This is a genomic window from Paraburkholderia sp. RL17-381-BIF-C (genome assembly GCF_046026435.1).
Lineage (GTDB): Bacteria > Pseudomonadota > Gammaproteobacteria > Burkholderiales > Burkholderiaceae > Paraburkholderia.
This window is the reverse complement of record NZ_JARESX010000106.1, coordinates 1-19,530: the sequence shown is the minus strand read 5'-3', so window position 1 is coordinate 19,530 and position 19,530 is coordinate 1. Positions and strand designations below refer to the sequence as shown.

The window sequence follows — 19,530 nt, the reverse complement described above, 5'->3', positions numbered from 1 at the left end:
GACCTCCCCCGCGCCAGATAAGCCTTTGCGCGACGGCCTACGCCATAGACTACGCCCATCAATTTCCTGTCCGCCCGCTGTCGCCCCCTCTCGGTCAGTGGAATTGAGACCCTTTGATGGCGGATTTAAAGTTAAAAGGGGACGCTCAGCCGGTAGGTTGTCTACATGCTAGTCTCCCTCCAGCATGACCTCAATTCGCTCCTTTCCTCGACCCGTATTTTTGCGTTTGAGTTTCACTGCACCAATCTCGTGAGTCGATTTTGGATGCGTGCCTCCACAGGCCATCATCGCAAAGCCATCAACTTTCCAGTATCTTCGCTGTGTTTGGACATCGCTGAAATCTGTGAGGATAGGGAGATCGCGTGTCGTCAAATCTGCTGCCGCTGATTCAATCTCTGGAAACAACGGCGCGAGGCTGACATCGCTCGCGAAATCGATGCGCGCCTTATCTTGTGCGATGTGGGCGCCGATACGCTCGATGCCCGGGCGCAGCCGATATACCAACTGCAAGACCATTTCTGCGGCAAAGTGCAGGCGCATCAGTCGATACCGCCTCTCCCAGTCAATGCGCCATGTGACGCAGTCCCCCACGCTTAGTGAATGGTCGTGCGGCAAGGTATAAACGATTTCCAGGCCAAGCTTTTCAGCCTTGATAACCGGGTATCCGGCAAGTGAACCGCGATCGCTTTCCTGGCCGCCAGAGAAGGCAAAAAATATCGTCGCCTCGACCTGCACCTGCTCACCGTCCACTTGACTGACGATTGTGTCCAGCGCTGTTTGGTAAGGTTCGTCCCAGAATACTTTTCGTGTCACGATCCGACCGGTCCTGTTTTTTCCAGAAAAGGAGGATACGGTAATCGAGCCGAACTTGGGTGGCTTGTACGATCTTGCGATCTGCGGCCCTTCCTCATAGCAACATCGCCTGCGTGGTGTTCGGCTGGCTGGAAATTTGCGAAATCACGAGGGGCCGCTTTTGCAGTCTAAGCGACCAGTGCATGCCACTTCTCCGGGACCAGCGCATGACCGTTCCTGGCCGGCAACGGAAGAACGGGCAGCCCAATGAAGCAGCGCACGGGAAAACTCGCGCACCAAAGCAACTTTGTATCCGAACATGCCTGAATCCACAATCTCGCCGGCACCCAGATCATCTGGTACCCATTCGCCCGTGATGCAGCAGTACCTCCTCGCCGCCAGATAAGCTTTTGCGCGACGGCCTACGCCGCAGCCCACGCTCAACAATTTCCTGTCCGCCCGCTGTCGGAAGGCCACTCAGGACCGTCATCGGAAGTCGCAACGCTCGGCGGGCAGCGCATTCTTGGACCAGTCAGCGGATGTTCGAATCCGGTCCAAGTGCACCGGAAATTCCATCGGTGCGCTTCCGTGCCGTGCGTTTGCGCGCTTAGAATGCCCAAGAAGCCTCAATAAAAGTAAGCCCACTCTGGAAAAACTTCGACCGTATGGAACAGATTCCACTCGGACGCCGCAGGGCGCTGGCGGCAAGATTGATTTTGAAGGGAGTGCGTCCCACGGACATCTCCAGCAAGACCGGCTTGAGTTTCCCTACGATTCGGAAGTACAGGGCACTGCTGGACAGTGAGGGCCCAGACGCGCTTGCGCAACTGAAGGAGTACGGCTCGCAATCACGGCTGGACGAAAAAGCTCTGAAATGGCTTACCAGCGCTCTCAAACGTTCCCCAAAGCATCACGGCATTGCCGCACCTGCCTGGACTATCGAGCAGGTGCGCGCGCTTATTCTCCAACGATTCGGCGTTAGCTACTCCGCCTCGCGCGTCGCTCACATAGTCCGGGAACGTGGACTTGCCTATCGACTCACCTATCCGGCGACTGACGCACACGCCCAACGACGACAGAGGCCCGTCAGCGCCCGGGATGCGGCACGAAGACGAGCCGCCGCTGAGATGCTCCTCGCAGGCCAGAGTGCCGAGGAGGTCTCGGAAGCACTGAATATCGGCCTGCGAACTGTTAAGGCGTATGGATCGATGGTGGCCAGAAAAGGGCTTAACGCACTAGATCGGTTGACTAGCCACGGCCATCGTTCGACTCTTGATCCGAAAGCGCTTAAATGGTTGAGAGCTGCTCTGCAAAAAGAGCCACGCGCTCACGGTTTCGAGACGGAACTGTGGAGAAATCGCGACGTGCAGGCGCTAATCAAACGCAGGTTTGACATCGACCATTCCAACGGATACGTTCGCCAGCTGGTTTCGAAGCTGGGACTCGCCCATCGCATGCGTCCGCCAAAACGGCGCACCGAAACACGTCGCATAATCAACGATGAGGTACTTGCGTGGGTAGCTATGACTGTAAAGCAGTCAGCCCGCGAGCACGGCATGGACGGCGACCATTGGAACAACGCGCGCCTGCGCGCAGTGATTCAACAGCGCCTCGGTGTGGAGTACTCGCGAGGGTATATCAGGGAGATTGCCATACATGCAGGGGTAGCCGACCTGCTTACCAGACGTCGGAACTGAATCCCAAAGGCCATGATCTCCAATGATGAGGCGACAGCTGCTTTATGAGAAGGCGGCGGCAATCGCGCCGACGTCAGGGTGCAGCATCAACCGAAGATCGGGCAGCTCGATGAAGCAGCGCCCTGATAAACTCGTTCGCCAAAGCAACTTTGTATGCGAACATGCCTGAACCCAATATCACGCCTGCGCCAGATCATCTGCTTCCCATTCGCCCGTGATGCAGCAGTACCTCCTCCACGCCAGACAAACCTTTGCGCGACAGCTTACGCAATAGCCCACGTTCGTCAATTTGCCGTCGGACCGCTCTCGACCCGGATCTGCCATTTTGGGGGGCTCGAAAACCAAATGGATTTCATTAAACCGTTTCTTTCAAATGCCCGCATAGGAAGGAATTTTAAACCAAATTTCCCCGTCTTTTGTATTCCATCTGTCGTAAATAAATAGCTCTCCGCCCTCCCTTTCAATCCCGCCATTGACTCTACTGCTTGTCGTCAGGTTATTATACCCAGCCTCAAGCAAATATCGATAGCTTAGATCCATAGCCTCTTGGGCGGTCCTTGCATTTTTAAAGAAAAATGCTGTCTCTTTTGTTTTTCCATCACCCTCAGGGGAGGGTTTTTTTGTTGAGAATATATTGGTTATTTTTGCCCCTTTCCTCAAGCACAATTCAACAAGATGATGGGCGCGCCAAGTTAGGCTTGGATATAGCAATTCATTGACTTGGTTACTAAATTCCAAAAGACTTAGTCCGATAGAGGCTATTCTAATTATTGTCTCGTCTGAATTGTTTCTGCTATTTATTTTACCCTTGCCGATTTCTCCGGCGGAGACTAAAAAGTTATTGCCATAATTTGGATGAACAAATTCGCAAAGATAGTCGTATGAGCTAATGGCATCCCCAACTTTTCCCTCCAATATCTTAATGGCAGAATTAACGTGAATCGCCTCGGGTCCCGGCATAGAGGGGTCTCTTTTACCTTGCCCTGCGTAGGTACGCTGCAAAGCGTTCTCGGCCTTTGAGATTATCTGATTGACCTTTTCCAAAGACCCTTGATCTTTCAATTTCTCAAGCATTTCCTCGACTGCTTGCATGCAATAAGACAGTGTGGCGACTTGCTCTAGAAGTGAGCGACAATTATTTGCCAGGGAAAGTGGATTGTTTTCGCGCAAGCCATTAAGCATGCCTTTTGCAAGCAGGTAATATTTGTAGTCGAAAAGTTGTATACAATAAAACGAGTGGTCGGCTATGTAGTAGAGCCGAGGAGTTATAACATTAAGGGGGGCTTTTAATTTTTCTGATTTATTTTTTACGGTTCCACGAAGCCCCTCAAATCTGGAGTCGTGATCTCTGAGAAAGTCGTTGCTCTCGGATTTTGATATATATTCGGCAAAACCGGCCATAATAAAATCTATAGTCCCCATATTTCCCTATGGCATCGCCGGTGATTTATTTATTGCAGGCACCGATCCATTGACGCTTTGGTGCCCACGCCGCGCTTCAGGTTTCAATTTTAATTCATCTTTGCATGTTCCGGCAACGCCCGATATTTAATTCAAATATCGGATGCCACCGTCCGCTTGTGGCCGAGGGTGTGTCAAAACCCGAAATGCCGTAGTTTTTGGGTGTCACTTTACCCCTCCCGAGGGCCTACGAAGCCAACGAAGAGCATTCTGATGAGTCGACTTTCTCGCTGTCCGGTCCCGACGCACGTTTTGACACACCCTCGGCCGGCAACGGAAGATCGGGCAGCCCGACGAGGCATCGCACCGATGAGCTCGTGCACCAAAGCAACTTTGCATCCGAACATGCCTGAACCCACAATCACGCCGGCCGCCAGATCATCTGCTACCAGTTCGCCCGTGGTGCAGCAGTACCTGCGCCCCGTCCGATAAAGGTTTGAACGACGACCTACGCTATCGACTGCACCCGTCAATTTCCTGTCCACCCGCTATTGATCCAATGCGGCCGTTCACTTCCTTCGGCCAGTTGCCCTTACTGCCGTAGAAGTAACCGCTACAACGAAATCAACTTCTTGGACAAGCTACCGCGCGCGCCCAACTGACATTGAGCGCCTACCGCTCGCGTGTGCTAATCTTGCAGCCGATTCGGGTGGGCCAATGGTGGCCGCGTGACCAATATCGGTCCGTGAGGGGGTTCGATTCCCCTCCCGCCCACCTTTCGGAAGACTACGATGACCTATCGCGTGCAGATTCGTTGGAAGGTCTTTTCAGACATCCCACAGTCAACCTCGCTGGACTTTTTCGAGTCCGCCCCGCCGATCTTCCAAAGAAGGACAGGGAAGTCGCTGCTTCGAGAAATCGGAAGTAACGCAATAGATACCTTTGTGCCCTTGGTGCTGGAGCCTACGCACGTCTTCTACAACGCTCTCCTGAAAGTCCTGCAGAAAAACGAGATCAGTGGGAAAAAACTTCCCTTCGTATTTCCTCTTTCACTCGGGCCAGATTACTCGGTGCCGGTCAAGATTAATCTCGCGATACGCTTGTATGGTCGGGTTGCCTGCGTCTCCGTCGATAGCGATTTTTTTGATACGCCCAACGACGCAGATTTCACGACAATCAAGCAACTTGAATCACATGGGAAATTGCTGTCAGTGGTGCAATTTATCGTTGCCCTCCTGAAGCAAGGAACTAGGCATCCTGAAATTGCTGGCGACGGTCTCAGAACACTTTCGTGCCTGCAGATCATTTCAGACGATACCAGTCCACAAATGTCGGACGAGGTGTTGGCGGCAATAGTTACGGGACATCCAGACGTAAATTCCAACGTGACCAGCTCTCTGATCGCCCGCAATCGAGATCATCAGATCGACAAAACCTCGTTGCTCGCTGACAAACAGGGATTGGTCTTTTACGCACCTCCGGGCACCAGCGCCCCTTCTCTAGCCAAGATGCCGCGACGGTTCCGAAGTGCCGCCGGCATGCTAGAACTGGCTGCGGCGCTGCAACGGATGCTGAGGGGCACGAACGAAATTTCTCTCGTTGAATTTCATGTCATTAAGCGACTGGTCAACGACTCGGAGATTGTTTTTTCCGATAGTGTGTCTGGAAGGAAGCTCTGGGAGCTACTCAGCAGTGAATTTAAGCTGCCACTTTACTTTAAAAAAATAGCAGAAAATATGCAAATATCCGAACCCAAAAATACTATAAAGATACTCTGTGTTGCGGCGGCTCCAGTTGAGCTTGCATCGATTAAGAAGTTCCTCACACGCGAGCTCGGCGAAGGAAAAATCGTCAAAGTTGGAGAGGGAAATAATTTCGACCCCGTCCAATGCTACGTCGACGAGAAATTCAGCACGCATTGGTATCTCGCATCTCAGGACGCGCAAGGGAATGGATCGGCTACCACCGACGTCGGGCGATTGGCTAGAAGAATCCAACCTGACCATGTCATTATGGTGGGCATGTGTATGGGGTTGCCCGAAAGCGAACTGGCGCCAGGTACCGTGGTCGTCCCTGATGCACTTTTTTCCCTTGAGCATCAGCGTGCCACTGTTGGTGGAACCGAATACAGGCCTCGCGGTATGGAGGACAATTCAGGTTTGCAGCGGCTCGCGAAGCTGATACCCACCGATGATTTTGACTTCAAGGTCATTTTCGGGAAAAAACTCGCCAGTGCAAGTATCAAGATTGAGGACCCGGGGAGTGAAATCGTCAACTACCTCCGGAATTTTGCGAAGGATGTGGTTGCTTTTGATATGGAAGGTTGGGGCTTCTACAAAGGTGCGGAGGGTTTCTCTTGTCTTTGGATAAAGGCGATCGCAGACGCCGGCGAGCCGCAATTAGCTTCGGGCGAAGGACGTGACGAGAAGCAATCAATTCAAAGTAGCGTGACAATCAACGCAATCCGGTTTGCGTTTAGGCTTATCCAAAAAGTAGCCGCAATGAGACCAATGGAATGATCGAACAGCAATCGAAATTTTGAGATGGAGGTGATGGCATAGCGTCTTAACAAAGGCCGTTGCCATCCACAAACAGCTTGACGATCTCTCTGGCGCCCCCGAAGTACGGGAATGCGGAAATTTCGGCGCGATGGCGGTCGACAACTGCTGTTGCCTTGCGGAAGGACGCTTTCCTCCACATGTACCGCAATTCTTTACGGTTTCGCTCCAACAAGGAGATATAGCTCGTTAGGTTGGAAATGCGCGGAAGTTGTGTTTTGGTTGTCTTCAGTGATCGTGATCATTGTTGCTTTGATGCCGACCCCGGAAAGTGCCGAGATAAGCGCATTTGTGAAGTCCGGAGGAAGAGTTGTGCCTTCGAAAGTGGCAATGGCAACGCCCCGATTGGACATCGTCCAATCGCGCTGTCTAACCGGATGCCACTTCCCGGCACCGAACGCGCAATCTAAGTCGTCCGCAAAATCTGATCCTTCCGGGTCAAATACTCTTGATACGATCCCGATAGGGAACGATCCCATTTTAGATAGAACTTCTGCCAGTTTTTTTGAATTCTCCCCACTAAGACGTCGGGGCTGTATTTGCACTTCCAATGCCAGGTTTGATGCTTTCAGTTCTTGCGCTTCTTTTTCAAAAGCAGCCGCTCTTTCATTTGCCTGGGCGGCCTTTAGGTCAGCATTACCCGCTTTCTCGCCAGCTTCGATCCCTGCTTTTTTTGCATCGGCGACTTGCCCAGCAACAGTTGACTTGTATCGTTCTAAATCGCGCTGTGCTGCGGCCGCTTCGCGCCTTGCTGAAATAACTGCTCCGGTTGTTGCTCCCGCGACAAGAAGCGCAACAAAAGCTGCCAAACCCAGAGACAGAAGCATTGCACTGTTCCACCAATCGGACGAGTGGCCGGACAGCAAAGAATTATCCATATTGAGTGCCTCATAACGGTCGAACGGCGTTGAAGTAAGTTGTATTGGTCGACGAGGCAAACCGAACCGCTACAACGCGCAGACAACTCTGTCGCAATGCAAAAACCATCGCTCAGCGCGCTACAATTCGAACGAGCTTATGCCGCGAACACCACCGTCGATAATTTCCGTGATCGCGCGCTCCTTCCACACAATCCCAAGCTGAGCGGACATCGCATCGTTTCCAAGCCTACCGGAATAGACGCCTATAAATCGCAATTTCGTACCGAAGAAGCTGTCATTAGCTAGTTTTCCAGCTTCTCTCGATATTAAACCTACTGCTCGTACAAATGTTGGGGCCCCGGACATTCCTTCGCGTGTAGCCGTGTCAATGAGTAGCTTGGGAACGCCGTCCAGATCGATTGATGGTTCAGACGCAATGCTCGCCCTTTTCCAAATGGGGAAATTGGCACCGCCCGAAAGTCCGCGTGGATATCCAATCACCAAGGCATCCGCGGAAACATAGTCAGGCACGTGCCAACCACTCAATTCTTCCGAATTGACAGGAATAACATTGGAACCCGCAAATGCGTTTGTGGCGTCAAGTGCGATGACATCCACCCTGTTTCGGTGTTCGGGATGCTCCATCCATAGCGGAGCATGATGCTCCTCGTCATCGTACAGAGGGACGGTTGCGGACTCCCAACGCATGAGCATCCCGTTTGGACCGAGGTCTGACGCAGCCTCAATTTTTAGCACGTTGAATTGCATCCGATTGGGCAGGGCCTTGGTTGCAGATAACGCTTCCTTCGTTTCCGCATGCCTGCCGCTGACGTTGTGCCAATTCGTCACGAGGTAGATTCTGTCCCCCGACTGATACGTGAAACCAGTACCAATAGATAGGGGTTGCTCATTAAAAAACATCTGTATGCGAAACGGAACCTTACTTTCGGCTGCCGGATCAACGACTCCCGTCATGGCTCTCGATGCCTCTCATATGTGAGATCAAAATGAGCTCGCGGTGTCGCGGGCCGTACTGTTGTTGCCTATGATAACCAAACCGCCTTGTGAATCGGGTGTTGGAGCTGCGACACATTCTCGGATTTGCGTGATGTCGTGACGCGCGCACCCAACGTCCCCATCATATGGTCATGACAGCCACCAGCTACGATAGATATGTGTTGTCCAAGTATTCCAGCATGTCTTCGATGCTGCTCCACTCCGCCCACGGACCCGAATTGTCAACGATTCGCGTGGACTCCCCGAACGTCGCCTCATGGCCGAGCGCAAAAGCTAACGCGTCGACTAGCCGCAACCTAGGCCACCGAACCTCAAACACTACGCCGTGCGATATCCGGCCGCCTTTCTGTCGGACACCCCGAACCGACCAATGTGTCCCACGCAGGAAACTCTTCTCCGTTGCGGTCACTGTGGGGCCTACCCCGCGCTCCCGAATCTTTCAGGCGTCTTTGTACTTTTCGCGATCATCAACCGGACGGACCGCGATCTGCCTCGCGATGGGCAAACTAAGCCTCCTCCTTGACATGGGGCTTTGGCTCGGCTTCGGCTGACCTTTTTTGTTGTGCAAGCCGCACTTCGTAGTGGTAGTTGACCGTCGTTGTCGCGGTGTAGATAGAAAGAGTGAGGACGCCGAGCATGCCCGTGACCTCAATGGAAGGGATGCGAAAGTGCGCCAGAATCTGCCAAGCGCCTAACAGCCACGCAAGCCCGCCGCACGAAAACAGGGCCTGTCGGAACAGCATGCGATACAGTGACAACGGCGTGTGTGGCGTCACTTCCGGCACAACGGCGACGCTCAAGATGAGCACGCAGCCGAGTAGGACAGCGGACCAACAAAACAAACGCACTGCGTGCTGCAACGGAGCATCGAGTTGCCCGAGCGGAACAGCCGTGAGCGTGACAATCACAAGGATAGCCATCGCGAAAGTTGCCGCGACCGCCTTTTCGTTCAGACTTTGAATAGATGACATCGGCCTCTCACCCTACCCTAAGTTTTGTTGGGTTGGCATCGTACTACGCTTTCCGCAAAATCCCACCAAAGCAACTTTGTATGCTCACTTTGGTTTAATGCGAAGATTCACACTCAATACTGTCCCGCCCCTGGGGGAGCCGTATGAGCACACCGCTTTGCTATTGGTCAATCTGCTTTGTACCGCTTCGAGCACAAGATCCGAAGTTCTTCGGATTCTCCGAGTTCCTCGCGGCCCTCGCACTAATGGTCTTGGCGTGGACCATCGCGGACGTCCGCTACCGTTTCAGGGTCAAGACCGCGCCACTTCCGCTGCAAGGAGGAACGTATACGCTCGTCGGAATAGTCGGCGTGCTCACCTTGCTAACTGACTGGTGGCGCGCAGAACAGTGGATTGTTCCCGAAGGAAGGCTCCTGACACCTGCCTCCTGGCAGGCGTTGCTAGGCGCCATATTTCTCGCGAATTTTATGGTTTGGGCCTGGTTCGCTTTCGTTCGCCCACCCGTCTTCGGCCGCTGGAACGCCCGCCGCTTTGCCCATCAGCTTTACCTTGTAATCGTCAAAGGATCACCTAATGAACTTCCAGAGATTGCAGACGAACTGGGGAGGTCAGCGAAACAATTGATTCGGCATACTTGGTCTCTGCCCGAACTGGAAGCACAGGAGAGACTACGTTTGCGTAGCCACGTGCCAGCGAGTACGCGCAGAAGTAGTATTCGTCAATGCGCGCACGACGTGTTACTGCTTCTCGCGGATCGCAAGTTTTGCAGAAATGTCGTTCAGTCCGCGCCTTCGACAGCGTTGGCGCTTTTTGAAGCGATCAACGCCCAGAACAAGTATGACGTCGCGCTCGGTACGTTCGCCAGAAATGTTACATCCGAGGCGATTGCAAACAAGGATTCGTTTGCCTATCACGAAGTCGCAGGCTACCAGACCGGATTCATCGGATACTACAAGCCGTTAACCTCAGCGCTTTACGGAAATTATTTAGCGGTAAGCAAGCTCGAACAGGTCTTCGATGTTGACCAAGAAGAAACGCGCCGATGGCAAGCGGATCAATGGGCGGCTTTCTGCCGCCTTGTTCTGGTCACATTTCGCAGCTACGTGCATACGGGCGCGCAAACTGAACATTCTTTCGTCCTGAATCGCGTTGCAGGAGTTATATCCCGCGCCCCGGCAGCCCTTTACAAGCTGAACGGCGCACCGACCGACGGTTGGGCAGGTGACGAACTAGGCAAGCTATCTACCGCAATCTATTTTGTAGTGGACGTAATCAAAATTCTCGACGCCAGCGAGTTCCGACCGAACGTTCCGCTTCGACGCAAAAAGGCAGACCCGCGGAGTGATGTCTATCAGCTGATCGCGAAAGTAATCGTTGACCTTATTCTCCTCGCATCAACGGTCAAGCAACCGCGCGATCTGTCTTGGGCAGTCCAGCACAACGCCGTATGGAGTGAATTGTTTACGCTCCAGCCGAACGGCCCTGCGGGAAAAATTATTCTCTATAAGGTGCGGCGCCGGCTCTACGACGAGATCGCCAGAATCACCACGTTTCCCAACTTCAAAAGCTCTAAACTTCTCGCGATGCTCCTTAACGTGATGGGGTTGCACAACCATAAGTCAATCTCTGACCGAACCGCCAGGCCGCTACACGTCGCTGTTTTGAGCTGGACCCAACAAAATTACGTACGCCTGGCGGAACAAAGTCCACGAGTCGCTAGCGACTGCCTGCCGGAAGGGGTAACGTACGAGCCGGATGGCCCGTGTTTGGCGATGACCGGCGTTCCGGTTTTGGATCGTGTGCCCTTCCGCGCGGTTCTGGATCTACAGCCGTACGAAAAGCATTCTGAGTCAGACCAATGATGGGCTCCGTGACACACGGGTTGCCCCGGTCGATCGACCTGACAAACAGCGCCCGAGGACTACCTGTGAGATGCCTCCATCGAATGTCGTACTTGCCTCTGCACGCACGCGCCCAACCGGAATAGCCGAGAACATGCCTGACACGACAGAAGCGCAGTTGACCGTTGACAAACGATCCAGGGAACAATGGGAGTTGCCATATTTGGAATCGCCTTTTCTTTTCAGTTAGAATTCGGCCCGCCTACCGGTAGGTGTCAGGGCCTTGGCTAATTCACTGGTTGATCAGTGGAAAGGCGGCCGGGGACATGCGTCAACATGCCGCCGGCCGCCCTGTCTTTTCCCGCGCCACGAAGCACGGTCAAAGTAACTTTTTATGCAGCGTGCATAGAAAGCATTTCTGAACCGCGATTTATGTTAACAATCTTTAAATCGCGGTAATTCATGTTGTTACGCGTACGACAGCTCTCCTAGAATCGCCGATGCATCCAGTTTTATCCCCGGATGCTTCGGCTCGTCCATCAGGACGGGCCATTTTTTTGTTGACCTCTTCCGCCAATAGTTTGTCCTGTCCCGCAGTTCCTGTTCTGGACGTTCTGCCATGGCCCTACACTCGCTCAATTCGGACCGTTTGAGGGGAACTTGGTGGCGAACTCCATCCCTCAAATGCCTTAGGCCTGCCGGTGGTCCGCCGGCAGGCTTCTTTTTTCATTTCTTCGCGCCCACACACGCGACCAGCAGCGCCTCAAGCTGCCCCTCCCATTGCATGCGCTGCAGATGATCCCGCCACACCCTATCGACAGCCGAGCCATTGGGCGGTGCGAGCAACTCGCTATCGGGCAGGAAGCGAGGCGCATCCGGCACCGAGTCAATGCACGGCACTGGCACCTCGATTTCTGCCTGTACGGTTTCGGTATGCACCACCGGCGAAATGGGCGCCGGCGGCGACGTCCCACAACCGGGCACAACTAGCAGCGCGCTACAGAGCGCCGCGCAAACGAGCGAATGCCGCATCGCATGTCTCCGACTGGTTGGATGGATCCTGAATCCGTTGAGAAAGTGCGTCGATCTGACGCTGGTATGACTCCGCTTGCGTCGCCGCTTGTGCCTGTGCCGCTGCGGCCGCCGCCCGAACGGCGAACGCTTCGGAGGCTGCCTGCGTGACCGAAGCCGAACAGGCCTGCAAACCCGACGCTGCTGCAGCCAGATCCGCTTGCGACGTTGCAAGCTGCGAGCGAAGCGTGCCGATCGACTGATCGTCCGCCTGCGCCTTCTGCTGCGCCGTTGCGAAGTCCGAGCGCGCGCTGCGCAACTCGAAAAACTCCACAGTGCATGCGATCGCCAGCACCACAGCGATCAGGCCGACAACAACGAGCGCGATACGCCCAACAATGTCCGTCATGGTTTTTCTCCCTGAATGCGGCGAAGGCCAGCGTCAAGCGCCTGATCCAGCACGCGCTTTCCGCCCCAGCTCGCCAGTGTGATCACGAGCGCGGTGAGCGGCGCGGGCCACCCTCGCCACTCGCAAAAAAAGAAAGCGGACAGGCCGGCCACGATCGATGCGGTAATCACGCTGCCGATCTCGATCGCCGCCGAACGCGCCGGCGGATCACTGGACGCGAAACGCTGGAACGTACTGGCCGTCCCGCCGATGAGTGCCAGCAGGATTGCCAGCACAAGCGACGCGCCCTGAATGCCTGCCAGGCCGTCAGCAAGTACCGTCTCGGTCTGTCGCACCATTGCGTACGCAGCTGCCGCCCATAGCAGCGCGCACGCTCCCCACCCCCACTGAATCAATCGGCGCACGTTATCCCCCGTTTTGCCTGCGTTTCCCGATAACCGAGCACCAGCCCAAACAGCGCCATGCCGACGTAAAAAAAAACCTGCGCCGCGTTGACGAAGTACGCACTTGCCGCGAACAAGGGCGTCACGTAACAGGCCGCCGCTATCGCGTACAACCAGTGCCGGCGGGCCTGAGCCCAGTGGAATATGTATCTTTCCGGCAACCAGTCATTGATCGCGACATCGGCGGCCACGACAAGGGCAAGCACAGCGGTCCCGGCCATCAGCGCGTACCCCCAGAAGCCATCACGCGTGAGCATCACCGACGTCGCCGAGCACGGCGCGGTAAATGCGGCCACGGCGATATAGACCGCCAGATACGCATAGATGAGTCTCGCAAGGGCATCGGTTTTCATGCAGCGGCCCTCGCGTGATTTGCGCCGAGCTGGAACAGCACACGCTCCGCTTCACGTCGCTTGATCAATCCGGCCAGCACCTTGCCGCCCACCAGATTCCAGCGTGCGAACTCGGCGATTGCGCCATCCGTATCGCCGGCATTGAGCTTGCGTAAAAGCGTCGACGTGTCGAAGTTGCCGCTGCCGATGTTGAATACGAGGTCAACGAGCGCGTCGTATTCCTCCTGATTCAAAGCAACTTTGACGTCGCGCTTGACCACGGCCTCGGCACCGCGCACGTCCGCACGCAGCCAGTCGACAGCCATGTCGCGGGTGATCACCATGCCGGGTCTGACGTCTGGCCCGGTATGGCCCCAGCCACCTGTCCACGGCGCACCGCTTAGCGACCCAAGCTCGAGAGGAATCGCACCACCGGCTAGCACCCGCTGCCACAGCCCTCGTACCTGCAGGGCTTTGGCAAGCGGCGACGCAGGATCCGGATAAACAAAGAGCACCAACGTCTCCGCGTTCTCCGTGAGCGACATGCCCTGATCGGAATACTTAAGGTTTTCGTTCAAACGGTGCCCCCAATAAAAAGGCCGCGCCGATGCGAAATCGGAGCGGCCATAAAAAAAACCGCCCAAAGGCGGTCCAGAAGACGTCTTTTAAATAACGCGGCTAGCGCGCGAAACAGAGCAACCCGAGCAACCCACCGGACAGCGTCGCTGCGAGATCCCACACGGACACATCACCGGCCGTGAAGTGGTCGAGCAGCTCCTTCAGGATTGCAGCCAGCACGACAGCCGCAATGGCCAGTTGCCACGTGACGAAGTGGACTGCCGCGAAGACAAGCACGCCGACAATGAAGTGCAGGCACTTGTCCTGCGGGATCGCACTCATGATTGCGGCTTCGATTGATTTCATGCCTGTCACCTGTATGGACGTGTTCCGGATCACGACGGACTGGACGCTGCGATCTGCGCCTGCAGCTGCGCGATCGTTGCGTTAGCCACCGCGAGTTGCGCCGTCAGCGGCGGCACCGCGTTTCCAAGCCACGTCGCGACCTCCGGGGATGCCAGATCAATATTCGTCGCATCTTCAAGCGAGACAGTGCCGGCAATCACCTGATCGCCGTCGACCAGGAAAGACGCGTACCAGACCGTCAAGGTTTTCAGCTCGCCCGTCAGCGGATCGCCGGTCATCATGACCTGATGCAGTACCCGCTTCGTTTCAGTTGCCATAATTATTCTCCCAGTGAATTCAGCCAGGTACCTGCCTGGATCGTGACGGCCGCAGCGGTCGAGTTGAAAAGGTTATTGCGCACTGACCCACCTGCCGCAAGCGGTTTGGAATCGATGAGAACACCGCCAACGTCTCCCGGCGGCGACACAAAGGACTTCGCACCGAGTTGCGCGCCCGCTACGGCCACATCGAAGAAGATCCGTGTGTTCGCCGGGACCGTCATGGCAAGTTGTGTCGAAGTGGCGGTGAGCTGCGTGCGGGGATCAACACTGGCACCCGAGCCGACGATGATGTCGCTCGGGTAGGTCGGGACCGAAACGATTTTCTTCGGACGTCGCGCGAGCGTGCCGCCACTGTTGAGCAACTGCAGCGTGCCGGGGATGGTGCTGGTCGACCGGTAGTCGGTGACAGTGTTAAATCCCCACTCCGTATTGTTGATCCCATCCACAACATAGGGGGCACCGATCGTCAGCGTGTCCGAGATGTTCGTAACGTTGCCCACCGCATACGTCTTGTTGCCATCGACTTTCCACGACCTGACGTTATCGCCTGCCTGCAACCAGATGGCACGGCCCGCTCCACCATACATCTCGTTGTCGGTGATCGAGCCAGAACACGATCCGCTATTCGCAACGAAATTGGCCGTGACAATATGCGAGCCCTTATACGTCATCTGGGCAAGCGTCACCGAACCCCCAGCCTGCATTTGAGGATCGCGGCTTGTGTTGTGATGAATGCGGGCATTGCCGCCACAGAAAATGCTTGTATTGTTGCAACGCTGTATATCGTTATCGTGGATGTTGATCGCCTCATTACCTTCCGACACCCAGATACCCGCGAGCTGCGGAAACGGGGTATTCGAGTTCAGAGCGCAGTCCCACACCCAGTTGTGGTGGATAACAACTGACGTGTTGGAATTGTTCACGCCAAGCGCGCTATAGAACGGGTTTGCGGTTGCGCCGTCAGCGCCGAGTGGGTCTACCGTGTTACGTGCCAGCTGAATGCCGATGGAGTTGGTGTACAGCACCCTGTTGTGATGCACCGAGCCACCCATCATGCCGCCGCCGAAGATGCCGCGCTGCGCGCCGGTAATAAGCCGGTTGCAGTAGATATGCACGTCCCGCGAACGCTTGATGCCGTCGAGGAGGCCAACATACGAGGGATCGTCCGCGGTGAACCATGTTACGGCGATCATGTCGTCGCCCGCGTTCTGCACCTGGTTGTCGTGGATTTTGATGTCATAGCCACAACCCTGCATCGTGATCCCGTCGGCGAGGGTGCCGCTCACGTTGCAGTCGTGGATATGCACGTGATTCGAACGCCGAACCCATATACCTGCAGACCAGCTCCCCTCGATTACGACATCGTGGATTTCCAGGCCATCCACACCGTCGGCGTAAATTGCGAAGTTGTTATCAACCCGCGCACCTGGCGCATTCACGAATTGAATCCTGACGTTGCAGATCCGGACATTGGCCGATGCACCAAATACGGTCGACAGCAACTGGAAGCCGTATGCCTGACTGGCACCCGTCGGAGCCGGCGCATCGATCAGCAGCGTCGCCCACTGAAAATCGATCGTTGTGTTTTTGAGGTCCGTCAGTCTGGTCAGGTTGCTGGGCTTGAAACGATACGTGGCACCGGCACGGCAGTAGACGTGGCGATTTGACACGCACGCGCTGATGATTGCGTTCGTATCGTCCGCTACGCCATCGCCTACCGCTCCCTTGTCCCGAAGGTTGTAGAAGTCCTGCAGCTTGTCCTGCGCGGTGCGCGCAACTGACCCGGCGCCGGATTGAAGGAAGCCGATCAAGCCGGCCCCGGAAGACGCCGCCAGTTCTTCGCGTGTCGCCCCCTGGTGGATCGTCAGCCGCCCCGCCGCCAGATCAGTCGGAACATCATTCGACACATAGGCCGCTGCGTTGACAGCAACGTATGCGATGCCGTTGTAAGTGACGACATCTTTCATCGCCAGGACCATGCCGGCGGCCCACGCACCGCGGACATTAAATGCCTTCAGCGAGCCAATCGCTTTAGCCATGCTGTCGAAATCGCCATTCGCGGTCGCCACTACCGTATTGGCATCGCCCTGCGCAACCGCGTGCAGAATGTCGGTTTCCACCTCCATAAGAGCCTGCGCATCACCGATCGCCTTGGCAATGGTAGGCACGGCGCCACCTTCGGTCTGGACGGTCGTGGTTTTGTCGCCGTGGGTGATCGTGTGAAGCAGATCGGCGTCGGTCGATAGCCGGTCAATCTTCTGAATTGTGGAAAGTGCCATGCTTGCGTTCCCTTCAGGAATGTTAAAGGCCGCCCTCAGGCGGCCTTCCCCTACGTCCTCTACGCGTCTGCCAGTTATGCCGGACCACCGCCGTCACCGGGTCCGCTGCCACCGCTGCTGCCCGGCGGAGTCGCTGCCACCGATGTGCCCGGCGACACACTCCCCCACGCGTTGTATGCATAGGCCGTGTATGCCCCGCCATCCTGGCTGACAGAGCAACTGTCGGCCGCGCCGTCGTAGACCACCGTGCCGCTGGCATCGACGACGCGGTAGCCCGCGACATCCGGATAACCCGTCACTGACATCGACAAAGTAACTGTGTCACCGCTTTCACTGCCATACACGGTCACTGTCGGCGCTGGCGGCGGCTCGCTCGTGACGGTAATCGTCCCCGGATTACCGAGACCGGCGATATTGCCGGCTGCCACCCGTACGTCAAACGTCCCGGAGACGGCGCCATAGAGCTTTGCCTGATCCAGCGACCATGTGAAGTTTTGGGCCGTGATCGTCGCCTCATACTTGGTGACGCCGCCAACGACGACATCGACGTCGAAGTAATCAACGTCTTGCAGTCGCTGGATTTCAACCGACAGCTGATTGCCTGAGAATGGCTCGCGCAACGTGAGCACTGGCGGCGCTGGCGGATACCTGAATTCGTCGACCGTCCCTGTCCATGTCGCGAACGGACCGGGCAGCCCGCTCGCACCGTATGCCCGTACGCGGAATTCCCACGCGCCCAATGCAATAGGCACGGTCAGGACGTTGCCCGCCGACGTGCCGAGCCTGGCCCACGTCGCGCCTGCATCCAGGCTGCCCTGATACTCATAAAGCAACGCGCCGGCGGCCGGCGACGCCGTGATCGACACGTACCCCGGCGTGATCTTCGAATTGGCGCTCACCTGCGCGATGATCGGCGCGTGGATCACGCCCGGCAGAAGCGACGGCGACACAGGCGCAGGCGGGCTCATGCCGGTCTCGGCCGTATGGGGGCTTTCCGCATTGTTCACGAACGTCAGTTCGACCTGCCCATCGCGCGGCGTCGCCTTGATCAGCCGGACATCCTGCGCCATCCTGTTGAGCGCAGGTCCGAACGAGAACCGTGTCGGCTCTTCCGAGTGTCCGTCGCTGAAGTCGAAAAGCTCCGGCAACGGATCCACCAGCACCATCGACATGCCGTCATCGTCGTCCGCCGGCCGTGCAACCCTGAGCGCCGCAGTGGGCGCTCCGTTGCGCTGCGCAAAATACACGTAGTGCTGGGCGCCTGCCGTCCATTCGAGCTGCTCGCTGACGTCGACGCGCACACCATCGAAACCTTCGACGACGCCGGAAATACCCCACTTCGGCAGATCATGTGAGATGCCGACCAGATCGCCATAGAGCGGGATCAGTCCGTCGAGCTCGGTGGTGATCATGACCGTCTTGCGCTGGTCGCGGTTCGCATAGGCCATGTAAATGCCTTCACGCCACGCCTGTGCGCGCTTTGTCGGCCCGACCATCTGGATCCGCTTCTCGACGAGAGCCGGAGAGCCCGTCGGAATGCACGCCACGTCCTGCCATGACCAGGTCGTCTCATCCATGTATTCGACTGTCACGTAGTCAGGCGAATCGACGCTGAAGAATCCATAATCGGCCTCGAACGATCCGGCCACGATGTTCTGCGGCGTGTACATCGCCGTGCGTACCGTTTTGAGCTCGTCTCTCACGACGCTGATCACCCCGCCGAAGTACATCGGGATCGCGCGGCCGGCACGGCAGATCGTTGTCAGCGCATCCCAGAACGATCCCTTCGTATCGAACACACCGTTGAATTCGTCACCACGTGAAGTCCACACTGCGTCGAGACGTTCAAGCGCATCGATATCCAGCCGTTTATCCGGCAGGCCGAGACTGTAGTCAGCGTTGCGGACCGCATCAGCGATCGCCCACGCGATGCTCTTTGTGGGCTGTGGATCGCTCCAGCCGCCGCCGGTCCATACCGGCAATTTCCGCGTCGCAATCACATGCACGTCGTGCGCCGTACTCGAATTCAGCGAATTCGTAGCGCGTGCGCGCATCGCCAGTAAAGTCACATTGCCGTAGTACCGCTCGCTCGGCAGGTAGGCGCGCAATGCCGCCCACTGGATCCGGTTCTGGGCACGCGTATCCGTATTGAGATTGGTCGTGCGCCGCATGCGAACCTCATAGCGACCCGGTGTGACGCTGTACCGGTACGAGATCATTTGCGGCTGGGACGTCGCCATGCTGAGCTCGCGCAGGTCAAGTTCGATCCAGTCGCGTGCCGCTGCACCGGCGTCACTAATGAGCCGCGCCTGAGCTTCGAAGGTCAGCGAGAGATTCTGCAGTGAACCATCGTCGGCCGCGTAAAAGAGACCCGAAGGCAGCGTGACATCAATCCCGATGAAGTTCGCCGCGCTCGCGGCCGGATTGGCAACGAATGGCCCCACCCAGTTCCCGCTATCGTTCGGCGCCTGCAGCTCAATGCCACTGACTGAATCACTCGTCACCACGTTGTCGGGAAACAGCGTGACCGCCTGATTCGGCCCGACAACCTGATAGTCAATCTCGCTGAAATTGCCGATGTCCGTCGTGCCAATCAGGATCTGCTCGATATCGATCTCGCCTTTCGAAATGCAGAACAGCTCGTACACATACAGATCGTTACCGAGGTACTCGGT

General features: G+C 56.2%; 17 protein-coding genes. 3 read left to right on the top strand and 14 right to left on the bottom strand.

Annotation, left to right across the window (positions count from 1 at the left end; all coding sequences use genetic code 11):
- Nucleotides 1-168: 168 nt before the first annotated feature.
- A complete protein-coding gene (locus P0D70_RS33825; protein ID WP_408187717.1) occupies nucleotides 169-813 on the bottom strand; it encodes an alanyl-tRNA editing protein in 645 nt (214 codons plus the stop codon).
- 644 nt (nucleotides 814-1,457) lie between these two features.
- On the opposite strand from P0D70_RS33825, the gene P0D70_RS33820 reads away from it, so the two are divergent.
- Entirely contained in the window at nucleotides 1,458-2,489 is a 1,032-nt protein-coding gene (locus P0D70_RS33820; protein WP_408187716.1) for a winged helix-turn-helix domain-containing protein, read from the top strand.
- Nucleotides 2,490-2,858: 369 nt separating this feature from the next.
- Here P0D70_RS33820 and P0D70_RS33815 read toward each other — a convergent pair whose 3' ends face one another.
- Nucleotides 2,859-3,890 carry a hypothetical protein gene (locus P0D70_RS33815; protein ID WP_408187715.1) on the bottom strand — a complete coding sequence of 344 codons (1,032 nt, stop codon included), beginning with the start codon at nucleotides 3,888-3,890 and terminating at the stop codon, nucleotides 2,859-2,861.
- A 791-nt stretch (nucleotides 3,891-4,681) separates the two neighbouring features.
- Between P0D70_RS33815 and P0D70_RS33810 the strand changes: the two genes are divergently transcribed.
- Complete coding sequence (locus P0D70_RS33810; protein WP_408187714.1) at nucleotides 4,682-6,409, top strand: phosphorylase family protein; 1,728 nt, start codon at nucleotides 4,682-4,684, stop codon at nucleotides 6,407-6,409.
- Nucleotides 6,410-6,603: 194 nt separating this feature from the next.
- Here the strand turns inward: P0D70_RS33810 and P0D70_RS33805 are convergent, their stop codons facing one another.
- The 3 genes from P0D70_RS33805 to P0D70_RS33795 all read right to left on the bottom strand — a co-directional run bounded on the left by P0D70_RS33805 (nucleotide 6,604) and on the right by P0D70_RS33795 (nucleotide 9,296).
- Complete coding sequence (locus tag P0D70_RS33805; protein ID WP_408187713.1) at nucleotides 6,604-7,326, bottom strand: hypothetical protein; 723 nt, start codon at nucleotides 7,324-7,326, stop codon at nucleotides 6,604-6,606.
- Between the two features lie 120 nt (nucleotides 7,327-7,446).
- The gene (locus tag P0D70_RS33800) at nucleotides 7,447-8,283 is read right to left on the bottom strand and encodes a hypothetical protein (protein WP_408187712.1); all 837 of its coding nucleotides are present in this window, start codon (nucleotides 8,281-8,283) and stop codon (nucleotides 7,447-7,449) included.
- A 548-nt stretch (nucleotides 8,284-8,831) separates the two neighbouring features.
- Complete coding sequence (locus P0D70_RS33795) at nucleotides 8,832-9,296, bottom strand: hypothetical protein (protein WP_408187711.1); 465 nt, start codon at nucleotides 9,294-9,296, stop codon at nucleotides 8,832-8,834.
- A 143-nt stretch (nucleotides 9,297-9,439) separates the two neighbouring features.
- Between P0D70_RS33795 and P0D70_RS33790 the strand changes: the two genes are divergently transcribed.
- Nucleotides 9,440-11,158, top strand: a complete 1,719-nt coding sequence (locus P0D70_RS33790; protein ID WP_408187710.1) for a hypothetical protein — start codon at nucleotides 9,440-9,442, stop codon at nucleotides 11,156-11,158.
- 705 nt (nucleotides 11,159-11,863) lie between these two features.
- Here P0D70_RS33790 and P0D70_RS33785 read toward each other — a convergent pair.
- The 9 genes from P0D70_RS33785 to P0D70_RS33745 all read right to left on the bottom strand — a co-directional run.
- A complete protein-coding gene (locus P0D70_RS33785; RefSeq protein ID WP_408187709.1) occupies nucleotides 11,864-12,037 on the bottom strand; it encodes a hypothetical protein in 174 nt (57 codons plus the stop codon).
- A 97-nt stretch (nucleotides 12,038-12,134) separates the two neighbouring features.
- Nucleotides 12,135-12,557 carry a hypothetical protein gene (locus tag P0D70_RS33780; protein WP_408187708.1) on the bottom strand — a complete coding sequence of 141 codons (423 nt, stop codon included), beginning with the start codon at nucleotides 12,555-12,557 and terminating at the stop codon, nucleotides 12,135-12,137.
- Nucleotides 12,554-12,895, bottom strand: coding sequence for a phage holin family protein (locus P0D70_RS33775; RefSeq protein WP_091793220.1), 342 nt, complete (start codon nucleotides 12,893-12,895; stop codon nucleotides 12,554-12,556). Before P0D70_RS33775 ends, P0D70_RS33780 begins: the two co-directional genes overlap by 4 nt.
- Nucleotides 12,896-12,948: 53 nt before the next feature.
- Nucleotides 12,949-13,353, bottom strand: coding sequence for a hypothetical protein (locus P0D70_RS33770; RefSeq protein ID WP_408187707.1), 405 nt, complete (start codon nucleotides 13,351-13,353; stop codon nucleotides 12,949-12,951).
- Entirely contained in the window at nucleotides 13,350-13,910 is a 561-nt protein-coding gene (locus tag P0D70_RS33765; RefSeq protein ID WP_408187706.1) for a lysozyme, read from the bottom strand. Before P0D70_RS33765 ends, P0D70_RS33770 begins: the two co-directional genes overlap by 4 nt.
- A 100-nt stretch (nucleotides 13,911-14,010) precedes the next feature.
- On the bottom strand, nucleotides 14,011-14,256 hold the full coding sequence (locus P0D70_RS33760; RefSeq protein WP_408187705.1) for a hypothetical protein: 246 nt from the start codon (nucleotides 14,254-14,256) through the stop codon (nucleotides 14,011-14,013).
- A gap of 29 nt (nucleotides 14,257-14,285) precedes the next feature.
- A complete protein-coding gene (locus P0D70_RS33755; protein ID WP_408187704.1) occupies nucleotides 14,286-14,537 on the bottom strand; it encodes a hypothetical protein in 252 nt (83 codons plus the stop codon).
- 38 nt (nucleotides 14,538-14,575) lie between these two features.
- Nucleotides 14,576-16,855: a right-handed parallel beta-helix repeat-containing protein gene (locus P0D70_RS33750; RefSeq protein ID WP_408187703.1), complete on the bottom strand. Its 2,280-nt coding sequence runs from the start codon at nucleotides 16,853-16,855 to the stop codon at nucleotides 14,576-14,578.
- Between the two features lie 74 nt (nucleotides 16,856-16,929).
- A partial coding sequence (locus tag P0D70_RS33745; protein WP_408187702.1) for a host specificity factor TipJ family phage tail protein occupies nucleotides 16,930-19,530 on the bottom strand: 2,601 nt, incomplete at its 5' end.